This is a genomic window from Polynucleobacter necessarius (assembly GCF_900096765.1).
Classification (GTDB): domain Bacteria; phylum Pseudomonadota; class Gammaproteobacteria; order Burkholderiales; family Burkholderiaceae; genus Polynucleobacter; species Polynucleobacter necessarius_F.
In genome coordinates this window covers 1,586,173-1,607,337 of sequence record NZ_LT615228.1, presented here as the reverse complement: position 1 = coordinate 1,607,337, position 21,165 = coordinate 1,586,173, and the positions used below count along the sequence as shown (strand labels likewise).

Sequence of the window (21,165 nt, the reverse complement as noted above, 5' to 3'; positions counted from 1 at the left end):
AATTAAGCAGCAACCGTTTTCTTTTGTGATTTTTCCCACAACTCACCAAGCGCACGCTTGTACTCAGTGGGAAGAACTTTCACAAAACGACCACGAGCATTTTCCCAGTCAGCCAAAATTGCCTTAGCGCGCTCTGAGCCGGTGTAACGGAAATGACGCTCAATCAAACCTTTCAAGATTTGCTCATCTGTTAAGCGCTCGCCGCCATCCTTAACGTCAATAGGAGCATGCCATTCGGCTTTAGGCATCTTGGAGCTCTGCTCTGCAGAGGGCAATACTTTTTCTAAGGTCGCCATACTGGTATTACAACGCTTATCGAACAAGCCATCTTCATCGTAAACATAAGCAATACCGCCACTCATACCAGCAGCAAAATTACGGCCAGTTGTACCAAGCACAACTACTGTTCCGCCAGTCATATACTCACAACCGTGATCTCCAGTGCCTTCAACAACAGTAGTGGCTCCAGAGTTACGAACTGCGAATCGCTCACCAGCAACACCATTAAAGAATGCTTCGCCGGCAATTGCACCGTAGAGAACAGTATTACCAACGATGATGTTCTTTGCAGTATCACCATGGAACTCATGTGGAGCACGTACGATAACGCGCCCACCAGATAAACCTTTACCAACGTAGTCGTTACCATCCCCTACTAAATCTAGGGTAATGCCACGTGCCAAGAAGGCTGCAAAGCTTTGACCTGCTGTGCCATTTAATTGAATATGAATTGTGTCATCGGGAAGACCTGCGTGACCATAACGCTGAGCCACTTCACCAGAAAGCATGGCACCAACAGTGCGATTCACGTTCTTTACAGGAACAATAAATGAAACTTTTTCGCCACGCTCTAAAGCTGGCTCGCTCTTCTCGATCAAGATATTGTCAAGCGCGCTTGCCAAACCATGATCTTGCGTGAGCACTTGGTAGCGCGGAACATCGCTAGCTACCTGAGGCTCAGCAAAAATCTTGCTGAAATCTAATCCATGTACTTTCCAGTTTTCAATACCTTTGCGAGTATCGAGAAGATCAACACGACCAATCAAGTCGTCAAACTTGCGAATACCTAACTGAGCCATGATTTCACGAGCTTCTTCAGCAATAAAGAAGAAGAAGTTCACAACATGCTCTGGCTTGCCAGAGAATTTCTTGCGCAACTCTGGATCTTGTGTCGCCACACCAACTGGGCAGGTATTCAAATGACATTTACGCATCATGATGCAACCCTCAACAACCAATGGAGCAGTTGCAAAGCCAAACTCATCCGCACCTAACAAAGCACCGATCACTACGTCACGACCAGTTTTCATTTGGCCATCAGCTTGAACACGAATACGGCTACGTAAACCATTGAGCACTAAAGTTTGCTGAGTTTCGGCTAAACCCAACTCCCAAGGAGAGCCAGCGTGCTTAATGGAGGATAGTGGAGATGCGCCTGTGCCACCGTCATGGCCAGCAATCACCACGTGATCTGCTTTCGCTTTAGCAACACCAGCCGCAACAGTACCAACGCCAACCTCTGATACCAGCTTCACTGAAACATCGGCTTTTGGATTGACGTTCTTCAAGTCGTGAATTAGCTGAGCAATGTCTTCAATAGAGTAAATGTCATGGTGTGGGGGTGGGGAAATTAACCCTACGCCTGGCACAGAGAAGCGCAACTTACCGATGTAATCAGAAACTTTTCCACCAGGTAACTGACCTCCTTCACCAGGCTTAGCACCCTGCGCCATCTTAATTTGCAATTGATCTGCGGAGCGCAAGTATTCAGTCGTTACACCGAAACGACCAGAGGCCACCTGCTTAATCTTGGAACGCAATGAATCGCCATCTTGTAATGGAATATTGGCTTCAACTACATCGCTACCCAAAATGCTGGAAAGGGTTTCGCCTTTCTTAATTGGAATACCCTTGAGCTCATTTACATAACGATTGGGATCTTCTCCACCCTCACCGGTATTGGACTTGCCACCAATACGGTTCATTGCAATCGCTAAAGTTGCATGCGCTTCTGTGGAGATAGAGCCCAAAGACATCGCGCCGGTTGCAAAACGTTTCACAATTTCTTTTGCTGGCTCAACTTCATCTAATGGAATGGCTTTGCTTGGGTCGATCTTGAACTCAAACAAGCCGCGCAAAGTCATCTGACGCTTAGTCTGATCATTGATGATGTTGGCGTATTCTTTATAAGTTTGGTAGCCCTTTTCCGTTCCGATACGAGTAGAGTGTTGCAACTTCGCAATCGTGTCAGGAGTCCACATATGGTTTTCACCGCGAATACGGAAAGCATATTCCCCTCCAGCATCAAGCATATTAGTGAGGACAGGATCATTACCGAATGCAGCACTATGCATACGCAAGGCTTCTTCTGCTACTTCAAATACGCCAATACCACCGACGTTCGATGGTGTGCCCTTGAAGTACTGATCAATAATGTCGCGATTTAAGCCAATGGCTTCAAAAATCTGTGAGCCTGTGTAGGACATGTAAGTAGAGATACCCATCTTAGACATCACTTTTTGCAAGCCCTTGCCGACTGCCTTCACAAAATTCTTGACTGCTTTTTCGCCAGATAAATCTCCTGACAAGCCTTTAGCCATTTCGGTCAATGTTTCCATTGCAAGGTATGGATGAACAGCCTCTGCACCATAACCAGCCAACAAAGCAAAGTGATGTGTTTCGCGAGCGCTACCCGTTTCAACAACTAGGCCAACGCTTGTACGCAAACCTTTTTCAACTAAGTGTTGATGGATTGCTGAAGTTGCCAATAATGCTGGAATAGAAACATGCTTCTCATCAACTTGACGATCACTGACGATCAAGATGTTGTATCCAGAACGCACAGCATCAGCCGCTTGTGCACAAAGAGATGCTAAGCGCGCTTCAATACCTGCCTTACCCCATGCAACTGGGTAGCAAATATCTAATTCATAAGAGCGGAACTTACCATTGGTGTAGTGCTCAATATGACGAATCTTGGCAATATCATCAAAATCCAGAATCGGTTGACTGACCTCCAAACGCATTGGTGGATTAATGTTGTTGGTGTCGAGTAAATTAGGCTTTGGCCCAATGAAAGAAACTAATGACATCACCATGTTCTCGCGAATCGGATCGATTGGAGGATTGGTAACCTGTGCGAACAGCTGTTTAAAGTAGTTATATAAAGGCTTGTTCTTATTAGACAAAACAGCTAACGGGCTATCGTTGCCCATTGAACCGATAGCCTCTTCACCGTTCATGGCCATTGGAGCCATCAGATACTTAATATCCTCTTGGGTGTAACCAAAAGCTTGTTGACGATCAAGCAACTTCGCAGCTGGGCGAATATTGTTTTTCTCATCAATCAGGTCAGCTTTGCTTGCATCAACCTCATCAAGCTTCACGCGTACGGCATCAATCCAGCTCTTATAAGGCTTGGCTTTTGATACGGCGTTCTTGAGCTCAACGTCATCAATGATGCGACCTTGCTCCATATCGATCATAAACATCTTGCCTGGCTGTAAGCGCCACTTCTGAACGATCTTGCTCTCAGGGATTGGTAATACTCCAGCCTCTGATGCCATGATCACTAAATCATCATCCGTTACGTAATAGCGTGCTGGTCGCAGACCATTGCGGTCGAGTGTTGCGCCAATTTGACGACCGTCAGTAAATGCCATTGCAGCAGGGCCATCCCATGGCTCCATCATGGCAGCATGGTATTCATAGAATGCGCGGCGATTGTCATCCATCAATGTGTGTTGTTCCCATGCCTCGGGAATCATCATCATCATGGCTTGTGCCAATGGATATCCAGACATCACTAACAACTCTAAACAGTTATCAAAGCATGCAGTGTCTGATTGACCTGGATAAATCAATGGCCACAATTTTTGCAAATCATCACCAAGTACTGGCGAGCTAATTGCGCCTTCACGTGCATTAACCCAGTTAACGTTACCCTTTACAGTATTGATCTCGCCGTTATGCGCAATCATGCGATATGGGTGAGCTAATTCCCAGGCTGGGAAAGTATTCGTAGAAAAGCGTTGATGCACTAATGCTAACGCAGATACTGTGCGCTTATCTTGCAAATCCTGGTAATAAGCGCCTACCTGATTTGCCAACAGCAAACCCTTATAAACAATGGTTCTCGCGGACATTGAAGCAACAAAATATTCTTTGCCATGCTTCAAATGCAAATCCTGAATTGCATGACTTGCTGTTTTACGAATCACATACAACTTGCGCTCAAGTGCATCGGTTGTCATGATGTCGCGGCCACGTCCAATAAAAATTTGACGAATAAATGGCTCTGTCATTTGCACTGTTGGAGACATTGGTAGTTTTACATCTACCGGCACATCTCTCCAACCTAAAACTACTTGACCCTCTAAACGAACAGTGCGCTCTAGCTCCTGCTCGCATGCCAAACGAGATGCATGCTCCTTCGGCAAGAAAATCATGCCCACCCCATATTCACCGAAAGGCGGCAATGTGATGCCTTGCTTTGCCATTTCTTCGCGATACAAAGTATCTGGAATCTGAATCAAAATGCCGGCACCGTCACCCATGAGTGGATCAGCACCAACTGCCCCCCGGTGATCTAAGTTCTCAAGAATCTTTAGTCCCTGAGAAACGATCTCGTGGGATTTTTTACCCTTGATATGCGCAACGAATCCTACGCCACAAGCGTCATGCTCATTTTGTGGGTCATAAAGACCCTGAGCGATTGGGCGAAGATCAGAATGGATTTGTGTAGTCATAGTTTTTCTGAGTGGCGACAAAGGCCTAATAACATTTGGAGGATCCAATATAGGTGAATACCCATAACGATGCAATAGAAATAAAATGTGTCTGTCCCATTTTTTTTTAAGATCGCACCAAAATGAATTACTATAATGGAGACAGACTCGTTACTTAATAAATCACTTTTACGATTAAAAAAATTAAGCTATTGAATTTAAAGAATTTATTTTCTTTGGGCGCCCACGGCGCCTTATTGCTACCAAATCTGGAGCGTCTTTAAATAGCTTTTTTGCGTAAATATCACTAACCCAAGGCTTTGACCGTAACAATGATTCAGTGATTTGACGATCTTCCCAGTGCGGAGCGCCCTCTTTTACAAAGTTAGTCCAATTTATCTGCCTCTCAAAAGGCGTGTTGCCAAGCTTCCAAAAATGCTGATGATCTACGAGCCAGGGTTCAGAATTGCCTCCAATATGCGTTGCAAAGCTGGTCCAGCTAGAATCTTGAGGGCTTGACTCGTATCCCGCCCTGACGGGATTGAGCTCAATATAACGCTGACAACGTAAAAAATAATCTGGGTCAATCAAAGATGATCGGTATCTTCCCTCCCAAATCGTCCCAGAGCGATGATGCTGTTGATTGAAGTATTGGGCATAGCGCCGCCCTAAAGATTGCATAGTTTTAGCCAGTGAATCTGCATTTTGGGGTGTGAACAATAAATGCACATGATTCGGCATTAAAGCAAAAACATGTACTGCACAGGCAAACTGCCCTGCTGCCTCGCGTAGCCACTGCAAGTACCTAATGCGGTCTTGGTCGCTAAAAAAAGTGTTTCGCGATTATTTCCGCGAACCATCACATGCATTGCTTGGCCAGGTATTACAGTGCGTGCTTGCCGAGCCATTTTGAAAACGAACTACTGTAGTTCGCGAGCGCCGCCATTGCGCGAAAACTCAGGAATAAACCAATCTCCATCGAACTGAGTAACTCCCTCTGGCACCTCACGCGCTATTTGCGGAGAGTCCTTCAATGCAGTTTGCATGTATGAGATCCACATTGGAAGAGCAAGACCTCCTCCGGTCTCGCGGTCTCCCAAGCTAGCCGGCTTATCAAAACCAATCCAGGCAATAGCCACTACTTTCGGGTTATAGCCAGCAAACCAAGCATCATGCGACTCATTGGTGGTGCCAGTCTTACCTGCAATATCAGTACGACCAAGTTTGGCCCTAGCAGACGCAGCAGTACCTGTTTTAGTGACCTCTTGCAACATGCTATCCATGACAAAAGCAGTACGTGCATCTAATACACGTGGCGCGTCTTCACCTACGCGCATTGGCTTTGCCTCAAACAACACCGTGCCTTTGGAATCAACCATTTTGTCGATCAAGAAGGGATCAACTCGATATCCGCCATTAGCAAAGACGCTGTATGCCGATGCCATTTGTAAAGGTGTAACTGATCCCGCACCCAAGGCCATTGTTAAATAAGGCGGGTGTTTTTCAGGCTCAAAACCAAAACGCTGAATATATTCTTGTGCATAAGATGGGCCAATCGCACGAATAATACGAACAGAGACTAAATTCTTTGACTTAGCCAACGCATTACGCAATCGCATCATGCCGTCGTATTTGCCGTCATAGTTTTTGGGCTCCCACGCTTGGCTACCAGTTTCCATACTGCCAATTGATAAAGGAGCATCATTAACCATCGTACTTGGAGTAAAGCCTTTTTCAATCGCAGCTGCATAAATAAAAGGTTTAAAAGATGAGCCCGGCTGACGCAAAGCTTGTGTTACGTGATTAAACTGATTGCGACGGAAATCAAAGCCCCCCACCAAGGAAAGGATCGCTCCGGTTTCAGCATTCATGGATACAAAAGCTGCTTCCACTTGTGGCAACTGCGCAAGCTTCCAAACTCCACCTTCAGAAAGTAACCTCACTACCGCTCCTGGACGCAATCGCTTCTTTGGCTGGGTACTATCGGTTAGAGATGCAGCAGCTAACTTCATACCATCGCCCTTGATATTGATCGTATCGCCAGTAGCAATCATGACCTGCATTTCTTTAGGCCTTACATCAAGCACTACGCCAGACTGCAAATCATCCAATTGAGGGTAAGCAAGTAATGCTTCATCAATAGCGCGCTGTCGTTTTACTGGATCATCAGGAAGATCAATAAAGCCCTCAGGTCCACGATAGGCATGGCGTAAATCGTATTTGAAAATTCCTCTACGCACCGCTTTGTATGCAGCATCCTGATCAGCCTTCAAGATGGTTGTATAAACATCAATCCCTTGGGAATAAATGGCTTCTCCGTATTGCGCAAATAACAGCTGACGAACCATTTCTGCTGGGAAATCAGCGCGCACAGCGAACTCATTTCCTAGGCCGCGGATGTGCAACTCCTCAGCCATGGCCTTTTGATACTCATCAGTATTGATATAGCCAAGGTCACGCATACGCTGCAGGATATATTCTTGGCGAATCTTGGCGCGCCGGAAGTTTGTCACTGGGTTGTAGGCTGAGGGGGCTTTGGGTAAGCCGGCCAGCATTGCCGCCTGTGCAACGGAAATATCTTTTAAGTCAATGCCAAAATAAATCTGGGCTGCACTAGAGAAACCAAACGCACGCTGACCCAAAAAGATTTGATTCATATAAATTTCCAGAATCTTGTCTTTAGTGAGCTGAGATTCAATTTCCCATGCTAGTAAAACTTCATAAATCTTTCTGCTAAAAGTTTTCTCATTACTTAAGAAAAAATTTCGGGCAACCTGCATCGTAATGGTTGAGGCACCCTGAGACAGGTGCCCACGCAAATTAGTGACAGCGGCCCTTAATATGCCAATATAGTCCACGCCTCCGTGAGAATAGAAACGATCATCCTCAATAGCTAGTACTGCATTTCGCATGCTCTTTGGGATTTCATCCAGAGGGGTCACCTTACGCCGTTCTTCACCGAACTCACCGATCAATACCTTATCGGCGGTATAAATTCGTAATGGTGTTTTGGGGTTGTATTCCGTCAAAGCGGAAATTTTAGGCAAATTCGGCTTAGCAATTAGAAATGCATAACCTAACAATACCGTGACGACCAATGCAGCAGCAACCCCAATGATGAGCAAAGCTTTCACTAAGGGGCTGCCCGAAGACTTGCGAAACGCGCCTGATTCCACTCGAGGTTGACGCGAACGTCTATCGGGCTGACTTGTTGGACGCCGATTAAACGTCGGCTTGTCTTTTAGAGGTGGAGCCATAAGTCCAAATTATAGGATGCCTAAGCAATTTCACTAAAAGCTCCGAAACTCTGACAAATAATCCCATTAGAGGGCATTTTCATACGGCCAATTCAAGCCAACCCGATAGTTTTCCGACCTCGCTTTTTTCACAATGTGGTCATGCCTTCTCGCCATATTTCACCTCAATCTTTCGAAGATATTTTGAGCGAATTGGGAGATGATCCCGCCATTGCAGATCCCCACGGCATTCGCAAACCCAACAGCCCAAAGGTTAACTCTCCAAGTGGATTCAATCACCCTCAGATCCAAGCCAAAACGGAGCTCTCTACACTACCTCCTGAATGGAAAAAATATGCGCTTTGGGTTGCTCTTGGGATTGCTGGAGTTGTTGCAACTATTGCCTTTTTTCATCACTATGACAGACTCCATGCCAGCCAAATTTCAGACTTTCAGGCTTCTGAAAAGCAAGTTACTGAGCTAAAACAAGAACTTCAGCATTTGCGTGATGACATGCTGGGTCTTGAAGAACATATATATCAAACAATCGATGAATTAGAAGTAAGTATTCACTCAATAATTAAAAAGGGAGCAAATGCTCCTACAAAACCCAAAAACCAAACCATCGCTCATGAGCTTGAACTCACCCGCTGGCGATACTTGGGAGCGAGTCGTTTGGGGACATTGGAGCGGGCCTTTTTACACAATGGGAAAACCGCCTTAATGTTTGAAATAGGTTCAGTGGTTATAGGTGATTGGAGGCTTGCAAGCATCAATAAAGGCTCGGTAGTCCTGACACACGCAATTGGTAAATCCATCACCCTAAAACCCTCCCAAAGCGAATGATCTCCTCAGCCAAAAATCTGTCCAAATGGATTCTATTGCTGGGCTTGTTCTTAGCGAATGCAAGCAATGGATCTCCAGCAAAACTCAGCTCATTTGAAACACCAATTAGCCTGCAATTTACTAATATTGAGTTGACAGAGCTTTTGCAAATATTGGCCTCACTTGGTGAAACGAATTTCTTGTTAAGCGACTCCATCAAAGGCAAGATTTCAGTAAGCCTCCAAAATACCCCTTGGCAAACTGCACTACATTCAATATTGGCAAGTAGAGGATTAAGACTTCTCAGAAATGGCGATATCTACTGGATAGGCCCCCATGCGGAAATTGCTGCATTTCAAAAATATCGTCGGGAGGATGCAGCACTTCCATTCGGAGGTGACCACATTAATAGCCCCCAGCAAGTTCTGATTGAAGCCCGTATTGTTGAAGCTGATGAGCGCTTCGCCCGTGAGCTTGGCGTAAAACTGGGATACCAAGCTAATTCAATTCATGGGGTACCAGAGAATAAGGTGGCTTCAAACCTTGATTTGGGAGGCGCAGGCTTGAACGGATTTAATCCTGCCACACTTGCAGCAACGCTCATCTCCAGGAACGCTAGTCGCCAATTACAAATCGAACTGTCTGCCATGGAATCGGAGGGGGCAAGGCAATATTCTCTCTAATCCTCGAATCATGACGGGCGATCAGGTCAAGGCAACTATAGAACAAGGAACCGAGCTTCCCTACCAAACCACCTCGCAAAGTGGCAGCAAACTTCAGTTTAGAAAGGCCAACTTACGTCTAGAGGTCCTACCTAAGATACATCCTGACGGCAAAGTTTCACTACTGATAGGCATTAATAAAGACACCATTGGAATGAAAACTGAGCAAGGCTATGCAATTGATACCAAGAGCCTCAGTTCCGAGGTCACCGTTGAAAATGGTGGGACTGCAATTATTGGCGGAATTTTCCAGACAACTGAAAGAGAAGATGATGTGAAAGTTCCCTTCTTAGGCGATATCCCTCTCATAGGTAATTTATTCCGCCATAAATCCAAATTAAAAGATAAAACGGAGCTCTTAGTCTTCTTAACCCCCACTGTTCTTGATAAACCCTAATAAAATCTAGGGGTGAACACCGCAACAAACAATATCTTTCTGATCGGACTCATGGGTGCCGGGAAGTCGACCGTCGGTAAAGTGTTGGCAAAAAAATTAGGGCGCCGCTTTTTAGACGCTGATCATGTTATTGAAGAGCGTTGCGGCGTAAAAATTCCTGTCATCTTTGAGATGGAGGGTGAGGAGGGATTTCGTAAACGTGAAGCACAGGCCCTACGAGAAGTCACTGACGAAGAAAACATTGTGCTAGCTACCGGTGGCGGCGCAGTTTTGTTACCAGAAAATCGTCAAGTACTAAGTGAGCGCGGCACCGTCATTTATCTTCACGCTAATCCAATTGAATTGTGGCACCGAACTAAAGGAGGCGAAGGAAGGCCCCTACTTCGCAATGGTGATGCCAAAAAAATCCTCGAGAACTTATATGCAATTCGTGACCCTCTTTACCGGGAAATTGCCGACCATGTCATTGAAACTGGTAAGCCTAGCGTCAACCAATTGGTCAATACCTTAATCATGCAGCTTGAACTCTCCGCTTAAATAGATTGGTACTTTAATGAAAACACTTGAAGTTGATCTTGGGAATCGCAGTTACCCTATTTATATTGGGACAGACCTTATTGATCAATCAGCCCTCTTTGGTGCTTGCGAAAAATCGACCTCGATTTATATCGTTACCAACACCACAGTAGCCCCTCTATACGCACAGCGTCTTTGCAAAACACTAGAGACCTTTGGCAAGCCTGTCAGAACGATTGTGTTACCTGATGGCGAATCATACAAAGATTGGAAAAATCTCCAGCTCATATTTGATGACCTCTTAAAATTTGGCGCCGATCGTCAAACCATGCTGGTTGCCCTGGGCGGCGGCGTTATTGGTGATATGACCGGTTTTGCTGCGGCAAGCTTTATGCGCGGCGTTCGCTTTATTCAAGTACCGACCACTCTGCTTTCTCAAGTCGATTCATCTGTTGGGGGTAAAACTGGTATCAATCATCCGCTCGGAAAAAATATGATTGGCGCCTTTCATCAACCTGTTGCAGTCATTGCGGATTTAAATACTTTAAAAACCTTGCCACCACGTGAACTTTCTGCCGGCCTTGCAGAGGTAGTAAAGCATGGGGCAATTGCTGATGTGCAATTTCTAGACTGGATCGAAGCTAATGCGAAATCGTTATTAACTTGTGACACTGATGCCATGGAGCATGCAGTACTACGTTCTTGCGAAATCAAATCAGCGGTTGTTTCTGCTGATGAGAGAGAGGGTGGTATTCGTGCGACACTCAATTTTGGTCACACCTTTGGTCATACTATTGAAGCGGGGATGGGCTACGGAGAATGGCTCCATGGTGAAGCGGTTGGCTGCGGCATGGTGTTGGGCGCAGACTTATCTTGCAGACTCAACTACATTAGCCAAGCAGAAGTACAGCGCCTGACCAATATTATTCAGTCTATGAACTTGCCGATCACGCCACCAAAATTTGGTTCCCAGCGTTATATGGAACTCATGCAAGTGGATAAAAAAACTGAAGGTGGTCAGATACGCTATGTCGTTTTAGAAAATATCGGCAAAGCCAAAATTCAGAGTGTGGCTGATGAGCAGGTGATTGAAACGCTGGTAGCTACTGGCGCAGCCTAATTAGAGAAGACTTAGTTCTTACTCAGCTCTTAATGAGGTCGATTTTGACTGATTGGCCAGCTTGAGCGCTAGCAAACTGAGATAGATCGCTAAACAGCTCATTTCCAGTCTTAGTATCAAGCCATAAGGGTTGCGCCTGCGTACCGGCCCAACGATAGTGATAACCGCCAGATTTAGCAGCAACCCAAAGCTCATGCAAAGGAGGTTGGGTATTCACCACAATCACGCTTTTATCCCTAAAGCGAATATTGATCACATTACCGCCTTGGCGCTCAACATCCAAATCGAGATCTAAAGCATCGTCTGCGGCCTCTAGAGCCACTTCGATTGAATGCAAGACCTGGGCTCCCAGTAGATAAAACTGCTTGTCATCAATCGTTTCTACACCTGAATTATTTGGGTTCATACCAGTGTCCTGCATGCTATATTCAATCATTCATTTTAGAGACATTCATGATAGCGATATGATAGCGATTCTTCATCGAGCCCTTAGTATTGGCCTCCTAATATCCCTTATTGGATGTGGGGTTAGAGGGCCTTTATATATGCCAAATGTGCCACCTGCCCCTACAGCACCTACTGAGCCAGAGCCCAAAGGCAAACTCTATCCACCACAGACACCTGCGGCAAGCAACCCAACTTCTAATCAGTAATGACAAGCACAGCACTTCCACTCCCCCAGCTTTCCGGATTTAGTGAACGTAATGGCACTTGGTTCGTCGAAGATATTACTTTGGCAGATTTAGCAAAAGAGTTTGGCACGCCACTTTATGTATATAGCAAAAAAGCCCTCACACTGGCATATCAGGCCTATGACAAAGCCTGTGTAGATAACAAAGGCAATCGACGTGCGCGGGTTCATTACGCTATGAAAGCCAACAGCAATCTAGCTGTGATTGATTGCTTTAAGCAATTGGGCGCCGGATTTGATTTAGTCAGCGGCGGTGAATTAGCGCGCGCCCTTGCCATTGGTGCAGATCCGAAAAGTCTGGTCTTTGCGGGTGTCGGCAAGTCTGCCAGTGAAATCGCAGCAGCTCTTAAAGCCGGCGTAAAATGCATCAATGTGGAATCGATAGCAGAGCTCCACAAAATTAATCGCGTCGCCGCTGAGCTGCAAGTTCGTGCTCCAATTTCTTTGCGCGTGAATTCCGATGTGGATGCTCAAACTCATCCTTATATCTCTACCGGCTTAAAAGGAAACAAATTTGGTATTGCTTACCATGAGATATTAAAAACCTATCGTGAAGCATCACAACTTTCACAAATTGATGTTGTTGGCATTGACTGCCACATTGGCTCGCAAATTACCACTACTGCACCTTACTTAGACGCGCTCGATAAGGTTTTAGATTTGGTTGCGCAACTGAAAAAAGAAGGCATTGTGATTCACCATTTAGATCTTGGTGGCGGCCTAGGAATTTCTTATAGCGACGAAACCCCACCCGACATTACAGAGTTCACCAATACACTCTTAAATCGTGTGGCTGAACGTGGCTTTGGCCATCTAGATATTGTGCTCGAGCCAGGAAGATCCTTGGTGGGCAACGCTGGTGTCTTATTAACCACTGTGGAGTACCTCAAACCTGGTGCAGAAAAAAACTTTTGTATTGTTGATGCCGCCATGACCGAATTAATGCGCCCCGCACTGTATGAAGCCCATCACGGCATTGTCCCAGTAGAAAACAAAGACGCCAAAGGCTTGACCTATGACGTAGTTGGCCCTGTTTGCGAATCTGGTGATTGGCTCGGCAGAGATCGTCAACTCAAGGTTGAAGAGGGAGATGTGCTTGCCATTCTGTCTGCTGGTGCCTATGGTTTTGTGATGGCATCCAACTACAACACTCGCCCTAAGCCAGCAGAAATTATGGTTGAGGGCAAAAATGCTTATGTCATTCGCGCGCGAGAAAACACTTCAGACTTATTTGCAAGCGAAACGGTTTTGCCTAAATAATTCTGTAGATAAGCTCACATATTTTGTAGTGCAGCACAAATAAAAACCCCGCTTATGTAGCGGGGTTTTTATTGAATCACTGAGTTGTTTTTAATGTAAGCCAGCCATGTAGTCAGCAACTGCTTTCATCTCTGAATCAGACATCTTGCTAGCTATGGTAGTCATCATTGGACCATTCTTACGAGTACCGTTACTGAAAGCAACTAACTGCGCATAGGAGTAATCAGCCCACTGACCTCCTAAACGAGGGTACTGTGCAGGAATACCGGCACCGTTTGGACTATGACATGCAGCACAAGCTGGAACGCCTTTAGAGGCAATGCCGCCACGATAAATACTTTGTCCTAATTCAATGGTGTCTTTGTTTTGAGCAACACCTTGAGATACTGCTTGCTTAGACAAAAAGGCAGCGATATTAATCATGTCCTGCTCTGTCAAAGTTGCAGCCATACCCATCATGACTGCATTTGCGCGAGTACCTTCTTTAAAGTTTTTTAATTGCTTTGCAGTGTAAGCAGCATGCTGAGCAGAGAGTTTTGGCCATGTTCCTACTGCACTTTGACCCTTAGGTCCATGACAAATAATACAGGCGGTCACTCCGCGCGTTGCATCACCAGCAGAGTACAGGGTCTCGCCAGCAGCTGCATCAGCCTTTGGCTTGCCTGGAACTTCGACTTTGGCTTGTGCGGTTGGGGCAGCAGGCGCAGCCTCATTTGCACCAACAAAACCCGAAACGCCGATCAGAGCGAAAATGGATAGAGTTGCAAAACCAGCGCGCAAGCTAGTGAATTTGGAGATTTGGGAGGTTTGACGCATTATGTTTACCTTGGCAAAAATTCCTAAAAGTGTTTGGGCCCTGCATTTACAACCTTCTTACCCAACACCATGAGATATTTCATGATTTTGCGTAATTTTACAATAGCTTCTAGACATGTCTAAACTCTTTCAAGCCCGATTCGCCACCACAGTCAATGACACCCATTGCCTGCCTGCCTCACCCCTGCGTGAGGTGGCCTTTGCTGGACGGTCAAATGCGGGCAAATCTAGCGCTATAAATGTCCTTTGTAACCAAAAAAGGCTCGCTTTTGCCAGTAAAATGCCCGGCAGGACCCAACATATCAATTATTTCGGTCTTTTTGCCAAAGATGACCTTTTAGCCAATTTGGTTGACTTACCAGGTTATGGCTACGCTGCCGTCAACCATGAAACCAAATACCATTGGAACAGCCTTCTAAGCGATTATCTCCAGGAGCGTGAGCAGCTTGTTGGAATGGTTCTGATTGTGGATGCTAGACGGGGCATTACCGATCTGGATGAGCAAATGATTGAATGGTTTGTCCCAACCGGCAAGCCGATCCATGTTTTGCTTAGCAAATGCGATAAGCTGAACAAAAGTGAATGCAAACACGCTCTTGAAGCTGTCAAAAAGCAGCTCCAGCAATACGACCCAGCTTTACCTGATGGAACGGGTGACTCAAAACAACTTACGGCACAATTGTTTTCAAGTACCAAACGTATTGGCCTTGAAGAGGCTGATAATTTAATTATTAAATGGCTATTTGAATCAGAAACCCATGAAGATGAAATCACCACCTAAATTATTGCTTAATTTTCCAGGTCATCGTCCTCGTCGCATGCGTCGTGATGACTGGTCGCGCCGTTTGATACAAGAAAATCAAGTTAGTGCAAATGATTTGATTTATCCCATTTTCCTACTTGAAGGCCAAAGCAAATCAGAGGCCGTTGCCTCCATGCCTGGCGTCAATCGGGTTTCTCTAGATTTACTGTTTCCAGTTGCGCACGAATGTGTTGATCTTGGGATCCCAGTTCTAGCACTCTTTCCGGTCATTGATGCTGCACTAAAAACATCCGATGGCAAAGAAGCGTTTAATCCGAATGGTTTGATTCCGACAGCTGTTCGCGAACTTAAAAAACGTTATCCCAATTTAGGCGTCATGACTGATGTTGCGCTTGATCCATACACAAGCCATGGGCAAGATGGAGTGCTTGATGAACAAGGCCGCATTCTGAATGATGAGACAACAGCGATTCTCGTAAAGCAAGCGATTGCGCAAGCCGAAGCTGGTGTAGACATTGTTGCGCCATCAGATATGATGGATGGGCGCATTGGAAAGATTCGTGAAGCACTTGAGCAAAAGAATTTGATTCACACACGTATCATGGCGTACTCCGCCAAATATGCATCTGCTTTTTATGGTCCCTTTAGAGATGCAGTGGGCTCGGCAAAGAATCTGGGCAAGGCAGATAAAAAAACGTATCAAATGGATTGCGCCAATGGTGACGAAGCTTTGCGGGAGGTTGCTCTCGATATTAGCGAGGGTGCAGACATGGTCATGGTTAAGCCTGGGATGCCCTATCTGGACATTGTGCGTCGTGTGCGCGAAGAATTCAATTACCCGACCTACGCTTACCAAGTCAGTGGTGAATATGCCATGCTCAAAGCAGCCGCTCAAAATGGCTGGTTAGATCATAATGCAGTGATGATGGAGTCGTTGCTCGCATTTAAACGTGCAGGAGCTGACGGCGTACTAACTTATTTTGCACTTGAAGCTGCACGCCTAATGAAAGCAAGCAAATAATTACTACTACTTCAATGGCTATTTAACGCCCCCAAACGCTCGATGAAGCGCTGAGGCGGCATGTAGCCTATGATGCGCTGATCTTTTTGTTCTTGTGAATTTTGATTAAAAATCAAAATGCCTGGTGGGCCAAATAAACCAAAATGCTTTAGTAAAGCCTGATTCTCAGGAGAATTTGCGGTGACATCTGCCTGAACCAAGATAAACTCTCTTAGCGCTTTACCCACCTCTAGATTTGCAAACGTATTCACTTCCATTTCTTTACAACTAATACACCAGTCGGCATAAAAATCGAGAAGCAATAATTTCTTTTCTTCTTTCGCTTTACTTAACTGCGCCTCTAGATCGGCTGGTGAGTGAATCACCACAAAACTAACATCACCAATTTGATGAATAACTTGACCGTTAATCGTTTTGACGAACTCCAGTGGTTCGCTCGCTTTTAATAAGGGTGATGCAATCCAGGCAGCTGTGGCTACTAATAAAACACCCAAAGTACGTTGCAAGTACACCATCCAGATGCCCGTCGATGGAATCAGAATGCGCGCCTCGACTGCGATAAAGAGGAGTGGCAAGCCCATTCCTAGGGCCATCACAAACAATAAGCCGGCACCCAGGGTCATAGACCCCGTTTGAGCAATAAAGGCTAAAACACCCGCCAATGGGGCTGTTATACATGGGCTAGCGACCAGCGTCGAAATCCCGCCCAGAGCGAGGGCCCCTATGACGCTGCCACCCTTTTGACGCCCTGCCAATCGATCAACATGGTGATGCCAAGCTTGGGGCAAACGTAAGTCGTAAAGTCCAAATAGGCTGCCTGACAGGACCAAGAGTAGTAAAGCAAAACTAGCCAGTGCAAATGGGCTTTGCAACACCCTTTGAACGCTGCCTCCCAAGGCCGCCATGAGGACGCCAGCCAAGGCATAAATCGTTGCCATACCCAAGACATAGGCCACAGCCAAAGTACTCGCACGGCCTTTAGAGATGGGCTTGCCATCAGTAGTTCCAAAAATCACGCTAGACAGAATTGGCAACATTGGAAGTACGCAAGGCGTAAACGCTAAAGCCAATCCCAATACAAAAAAGGCTAAAAATAAATAAGTAGTTGAAGTACCCTCTAAAAAACGACCTATTGCATTTACGTCATCTCTCTCACGCCATAAATTCGAGAGGCTAAATTCAGATTGGATATTTACCGCAACAGGCATATCTCCCAGCGCTTCTGGGACAGGACCTACTTTAACCCCGGGAGCAGCTAACAAAAATTTCAGGGTCATCGGTGGATAACAAATTCCTGCCTCTGCACACCCTTGCAAAGTTGCCTGAAGATGAATCGGCTTACTTGGCTCTGATTTGAAATCAAGCAATACTAAAAATGCTTGTTTATATATCTGTAGTTTTTTCTGAAAAGTTTCATCAAACTTTTCTACCCCCAATGGCAGGGCAGGCCTTATGGAATATAACTTTCCAGGCTGCGTGCCAGCATCAAACTTGAGAGACTCTTGATAGATGTAGTAGCCCTTAGCCGGCAAAAACTCAATCTCAACTTGATTGGTATTTTCTACCCATGTGGCTTCAACTCGGAATGCCTTTTCTGGGGGGAGGAAATCTGTTGCTGCAAATACTTGCGCTGAAAGCAGCGCCATTAGAGCAAAGATTTTTATCAGAAATGAATGCATTCTCATGGCTTTGACTTTACCTCAGCTTGCACCCACTCACCGTATTGCCGTGCATATTGCATTGGTGAGAACGCCAAAATCTCTGGGAGATCATATGAATGTTTTTCTTGGATAAAACGTGAGATTTCTGCCCACTTACTTTGAGTCGTTTTTGCTGCAAGCAAAACCTCTTGCTCATCGCAAACTTTTCCTTCCCATTGATATAACGATTGCATTCCTCCCATTAACTGAACACAGGCTGCTAACTTTTCCCCCAACAAATGATGAGCCAATGCTTTGGCGTCTTCCATATTAGGAAGGCTCGTGACTACCACCAAGAGCTGGTTTTGATTCGTAATTAAGTCGTTTGTGAAGTTTTGAGGCATATCGTATTTATAAACCTATCAATGAAAAAAGCCAGACCGAAGCCTGGCTTTTCAATGCAACCAAGAGATTTAAGCCTCTTGCGCTACAACTGCTGTTTCTTCAACTTCTGGACGATCTACCAACTCAACCAATGCCATTGGAGCATTGTCGCCATGACGGAAGCCAAACTTCAAAATGCGAAGGTAGCCACCTGGACGTGTTGCATAGCGTGGGCCGAGTTCTGTAAAGAGCTTGGTCACGATATCGCGATCACGTGTGCGGTTAAATGCCAAGCGACGGTTTGCCAAGTTATCTTTTTTACCCAAGGTAATCAAAGGCTCAACAACCATGCGCAATTCTTTTGCTTTTGGCAAAGTGGTCTTAATCACTTCGTGCTCCAAAAGAGAATTGGACATGTTGCGCAGCATCGCCAAGCGATGTGAAGATGTTCTGTTTAGTTTGCGTAAGCCGTTTCCGTGACGCATGATGCTTCCTTTCTAATTATTTCTCGAGGTTAGCTGGAGGCCAGCTTTCGAGTTTCATGCCAAGACTTAAGCCACGAGCAGCCAATACGTCTTTGATTTCATTCAAAGACTTACGACCCAGATTAGGCGTCTTCAACAATTCATTTTCAGTACGTTGAATCAAGTCACCGATGTAGTAAATGTTCTCAGCCTTCAAGCAGTTTGCAGAGCGAACTGTGAGCTCGAGGTCATCTACTGGACGCATCAACATTGGATCAACCATTGAAGAGCGGCTTGGTGCAAGATCACCAGAAACTTCGCTGCTCTCAAGAGCTGCGAATACAACTAATTGGTCAACCAAGATGCTGGCTGCCTGACGAATTGCCTCTTCAGGAGACAACACTCCGTTAGTTTCAATAGTCATTACCAAACGATCAAGATCGGTACGCTGCTCAACACGAGCAGACTCCACTGCATAACTAACACGGCTAACCGGACTAAATGAGGCATCCAATACGATACGACCGATGATCTTGGTAGCTTCGTCGTTGTATTGACGTACGTTACCAGGAACATAACCACGGCCTTTTTCAACCTTGATCTGCATATCCAACTTGCCACCAGCAGACAAGTGAGCGATCACGTGATCAGGATTCATGATTTCTACATCATGTGGCAAATCAATATCTTTTGCTGTAACGACGCCTGGACCTTCTTTACGCAAATTGATAGTAACTTCGTCGCGCGACTGCAACTTGAATACGATACCTTTAAGGTTCAACAAGAGGTTAACAACATCCTCTTGAACCCCATCCAATGTGGAGTACTCATGTACAACACCAGCAATGGCTACTTCAGTTGGTGCATAACCAACCATCGAGGACAAGAGTACGCGACGTAATGCATTTCCGAGTGTGTGGCCATAGCCACGCTCGAACGGCTCCATAACAACCTTAGCTTGGTTGGCAGTAAGCGCTTCAACAGAAATAATCTTTGGCTTGAGCAAATTTGTTTGCATATTTTTTCCTTGAGAGTGCCTAATTAGCGTGAATACAATTCGACGATCAAACTTTCATTAATCTCACCGCTAATATCTTCGCGGTCAGGCACTTGCTTAAATGTTCCCTCGAGCTTAGCTGCGTCAACTGAAACCCAAGTAACAGCTGCAATTTGTCCAACCAAGCTCAGCGATTCTGCAATACGCGCTTGCTTTTTCGCTTTTTCACGAATAGCAACAACGTCACCAGGCTTAACCTGGATAGACGGAATATTCACTGCGCTACCGTTAAGCATGATGGCGCCGTGAGAAACCAGTTGACGTGCTTCTGCGCGTGTTGAGCCAAAGCCCATGCGATAGACCACGTTATCGAGACGTGACTCTAACAACTGGAGCAATGTCTCACCAGTATTTCCCTTACGACGCTCAGCTTCAGCGAAGTAACGACGGAATTGACGCTCTAATACGCCATAGATACGCTTAACCTTTTGCTTTTCACGCAATTGATTACCGTAGTCAGATGCTCTTGAGCCAGATGTGCGACCATGTTGACCAGGCTTAGTATCTAACTTGCACTTGTCTGACAAGGCGCGACGTGCGCTCTTTAAAAATAAGTCGGTACCTTCCCGACGTGCTAATTTGGCCTTAGGCCCTAAGTAACGTGCCACGATGCTTTCCTTTCTTTGCCGCAGTCTATCGACCGGCGGTGAGTTCGCCCTTTAAATCAGGCGAACAGTGGGCTTTAATAAAAAACTACTAAAACTTGTAATGCCAACTTCCTAGCTTAGATACGACGACGCTTAGGAGGACGGCAACCATTGTGTGGAACTGGAGTCACGTCTTGAATCTCAGTGATCTTGATGCCCAAAGAGTTCAATGCACGAACTGCTGATTCACGACCTGGGCCTGGGCCTTTGATTTGAACTTCTAAGTTCTTAATACCGCATTCAATAGCTGTCTTACCAGCAACTTCAGCAGCTACTTGAGCAGCAAAAGGTGTTGATTTACGTGAGCCTTTGAAGCCCTGGCCGCCAGAAGTTGCCCATGAAAGCGCATTTCCTTGACGATCAGTGATCGTAATGATGGTGTTGTTAAAAGAAGCATGAACGTGTGCAATACCGTCAGCAACGTTCTTTTTAACCTTCTTACGAGCGCGCTGTGCTGCAGCGGAAGCGGATTTTTGTTGTACCATGTCAATAAACTTTCTTGATTATTTCTTCAGTGCAATGCCAGACTTACGTGGGCCCTTACGGGTACGTGCGTTTGTCTTAGTACGTTGACCACGTACAGGCAAGCCCTTGCGATGACGCACGCCACGATAGCAACCCAAGTCCATCAAACGCTTGATGCTCATAGTTACTTCACGACGTAGATCACCTTCGGTGACGAACTCACCTACTTCATCACGCAACTTTTCTAAGTCAGCGTCAGTAAGATCTTTAACTTTTTTGTCGATTGCAACACCTGTGGTTTTGCAGATTTGGTGAGCACGAGTTGTGCCAATGCCAAAAATTGCTGTTAAACCGATAACAGTATGTTGATGATTTGGGATGTTTACCCCAGCGATACGTGCCATGAGATTTCCT

21 protein-coding genes are annotated in these 21,165 nt (G+C 45.7%); 9 read left to right on the top strand and 12 right to left on the bottom strand.

Annotation, left to right across the window (positions count from 1 at the left end; genetic code table 11):
• Positions 1 to 2 precede the first annotated feature (2 nt).
• The 3 genes from DXE33_RS08385 to DXE33_RS08375 all read right to left on the bottom strand — a co-directional run bounded on the left by DXE33_RS08385 (position 3) and on the right by DXE33_RS08375 (position 7,984).
• On the bottom strand, positions 3 to 4,748 hold the full coding sequence (locus tag DXE33_RS08385; RefSeq protein WP_114639461.1) for a glutamate synthase-related protein: 4,746 nt from the start codon (positions 4,746 to 4,748) through the stop codon (positions 3 to 5).
• Positions 4,749 to 4,931: 183 nt separating this feature from the next.
• Positions 4,932 to 5,528 (bottom strand): transposase, encoded by a 597-nt coding sequence (locus DXE33_RS08380; protein WP_197712020.1) that lies wholly within the window; start codon positions 5,526 to 5,528, stop codon positions 4,932 to 4,934.
• A 119-nt stretch (positions 5,529 to 5,647) separates the two neighbouring features.
• Positions 5,648 to 7,984 (bottom strand): penicillin-binding protein 1A, encoded by a 2,337-nt coding sequence (locus DXE33_RS08375; RefSeq protein ID WP_114639460.1) that lies wholly within the window; start codon positions 7,982 to 7,984, stop codon positions 5,648 to 5,650.
• 141 nt (positions 7,985 to 8,125) lie between these two features.
• On the opposite strand from DXE33_RS08375, the gene DXE33_RS08370 reads away from it, so the two are divergent.
• The 5 genes from DXE33_RS08370 to aroB are packed head-to-tail and all read left to right on the top strand — an operon-like array spanning position 8,126 to position 11,543.
• Positions 8,126 to 8,809, top strand: a complete 684-nt coding sequence (locus DXE33_RS08370; RefSeq protein ID WP_114639459.1) for a hypothetical protein — start codon at positions 8,126 to 8,128, stop codon at positions 8,807 to 8,809.
• A gap of 35 nt (positions 8,810 to 8,844) precedes the next feature.
• Positions 8,845 to 9,471 carry a secretin and TonB N-terminal domain-containing protein gene (locus tag DXE33_RS09880; protein ID WP_197712019.1) on the top strand — a complete coding sequence of 209 codons (627 nt, stop codon included), beginning with the start codon at positions 8,845 to 8,847 and terminating at the stop codon, positions 9,469 to 9,471.
• Positions 9,472 to 9,481: 10 nt separating this feature from the next.
• On the top strand, positions 9,482 to 9,907 hold the full coding sequence (locus DXE33_RS09875; RefSeq protein WP_197712018.1) for a hypothetical protein: 426 nt from the start codon (positions 9,482 to 9,484) through the stop codon (positions 9,905 to 9,907).
• 12 nt (positions 9,908 to 9,919) lie between these two features.
• A complete protein-coding gene (locus DXE33_RS08360; protein ID WP_114639458.1) occupies positions 9,920 to 10,444 on the top strand; it encodes a shikimate kinase in 525 nt (174 codons plus the stop codon).
• A 16-nt stretch (positions 10,445 to 10,460) separates the two neighbouring features.
• Positions 10,461 to 11,543 carry a 3-dehydroquinate synthase gene (gene aroB, locus DXE33_RS08355; protein ID WP_114639457.1) on the top strand — a complete coding sequence of 361 codons (1,083 nt, stop codon included), beginning with the start codon at positions 10,461 to 10,463 and terminating at the stop codon, positions 11,541 to 11,543.
• A 22-nt stretch (positions 11,544 to 11,565) separates the two neighbouring features.
• Here aroB and cyaY read toward each other — a convergent pair whose 3' ends face one another.
• The gene (gene cyaY / locus DXE33_RS08350; RefSeq protein WP_114639779.1) at positions 11,566 to 11,949 is read right to left on the bottom strand and encodes an iron donor protein CyaY; all 384 of its coding nucleotides are present in this window, start codon (positions 11,947 to 11,949) and stop codon (positions 11,566 to 11,568) included.
• Between the two features lie 13 nt (positions 11,950 to 11,962).
• Here cyaY and lptM point away from each other — a divergent pair, with 13 nt between their 5' ends.
• Positions 11,963 to 12,196: an LPS translocon maturation chaperone LptM gene (gene lptM, locus DXE33_RS10735; protein WP_408634187.1), complete on the top strand. Its 234-nt coding sequence runs from the start codon at positions 11,963 to 11,965 to the stop codon at positions 12,194 to 12,196.
• The gene (lysA, locus tag DXE33_RS08340; protein ID WP_114639456.1) at positions 12,196 to 13,494 is read left to right on the top strand and encodes a diaminopimelate decarboxylase; all 1,299 of its coding nucleotides are present in this window, start codon (positions 12,196 to 12,198) and stop codon (positions 13,492 to 13,494) included. The genes lptM and lysA overlap by 1 nt, the downstream gene beginning before the upstream one ends.
• 90 nt (positions 13,495 to 13,584) lie before the next feature.
• Here lysA and DXE33_RS08335 read toward each other — a convergent pair whose 3' ends face one another.
• Positions 13,585 to 14,310 carry a c-type cytochrome gene (locus tag DXE33_RS08335; protein ID WP_114639455.1) on the bottom strand — a complete coding sequence of 242 codons (726 nt, stop codon included), beginning with the start codon at positions 14,308 to 14,310 and terminating at the stop codon, positions 13,585 to 13,587.
• 115 nt (positions 14,311 to 14,425) lie between these two features.
• Here DXE33_RS08335 and yihA point away from each other — a divergent pair, with 115 nt between their 5' ends.
• Together yihA and hemB are read left to right on the top strand one after the other, a co-directional pair.
• Positions 14,426 to 15,091: a ribosome biogenesis GTP-binding protein YihA/YsxC gene (yihA, locus tag DXE33_RS08330; protein ID WP_114639454.1), complete on the top strand. Its 666-nt coding sequence runs from the start codon at positions 14,426 to 14,428 to the stop codon at positions 15,089 to 15,091.
• Positions 15,075 to 16,094 carry a porphobilinogen synthase gene (gene hemB, locus DXE33_RS08325; protein ID WP_114639777.1) on the top strand — a complete coding sequence of 340 codons (1,020 nt, stop codon included), beginning with the start codon at positions 15,075 to 15,077 and terminating at the stop codon, positions 16,092 to 16,094. The genes yihA and hemB overlap by 17 nt, the downstream gene beginning before the upstream one ends.
• An 11-nt stretch (positions 16,095 to 16,105) precedes the next feature.
• On the opposite strand, the gene dsbD is transcribed toward hemB, so the two are convergent.
• From dsbD to rpsM, 7 genes are all read right to left on the bottom strand, one after another.
• Positions 16,106 to 17,773 carry a protein-disulfide reductase DsbD gene (gene dsbD / locus DXE33_RS08320; protein WP_269460044.1) on the bottom strand — a complete coding sequence of 556 codons (1,668 nt, stop codon included), beginning with the start codon at positions 17,771 to 17,773 and terminating at the stop codon, positions 16,106 to 16,108.
• 2 nt (positions 17,774 to 17,775) lie between these two features.
• Entirely contained in the window at positions 17,776 to 18,138 is a 363-nt protein-coding gene (gene cutA, locus DXE33_RS08315) for a divalent-cation tolerance protein CutA (protein ID WP_114639452.1), read from the bottom strand.
• A 69-nt stretch (positions 18,139 to 18,207) separates the two neighbouring features.
• Entirely contained in the window at positions 18,208 to 18,603 is a 396-nt protein-coding gene (gene rplQ, locus DXE33_RS08310) for a 50S ribosomal protein L17 (protein ID WP_114639451.1), read from the bottom strand.
• A 16-nt stretch (positions 18,604 to 18,619) separates the two neighbouring features.
• Positions 18,620 to 19,600 carry a DNA-directed RNA polymerase subunit alpha gene (locus DXE33_RS08305; protein WP_068320137.1) on the bottom strand — a complete coding sequence of 327 codons (981 nt, stop codon included), beginning with the start codon at positions 19,598 to 19,600 and terminating at the stop codon, positions 18,620 to 18,622.
• Positions 19,601 to 19,623: 23 nt separating this feature from the next.
• The gene (gene rpsD / locus DXE33_RS08300) at positions 19,624 to 20,247 is read right to left on the bottom strand and encodes a 30S ribosomal protein S4 (protein ID WP_114639450.1); all 624 of its coding nucleotides are present in this window, start codon (positions 20,245 to 20,247) and stop codon (positions 19,624 to 19,626) included.
• Positions 20,248 to 20,363: 116 nt separating this feature from the next.
• The gene (gene rpsK, locus DXE33_RS08295; protein WP_114639449.1) at positions 20,364 to 20,771 is read right to left on the bottom strand and encodes a 30S ribosomal protein S11; all 408 of its coding nucleotides are present in this window, start codon (positions 20,769 to 20,771) and stop codon (positions 20,364 to 20,366) included.
• A gap of 18 nt (positions 20,772 to 20,789) precedes the next feature.
• Positions 20,790 to 21,155, bottom strand: a complete 366-nt coding sequence (gene rpsM / locus DXE33_RS08290; RefSeq protein ID WP_114639448.1) for a 30S ribosomal protein S13 — start codon at positions 21,153 to 21,155, stop codon at positions 20,790 to 20,792.
• Positions 21,156 to 21,165: the final 10 nt, after the last annotated feature.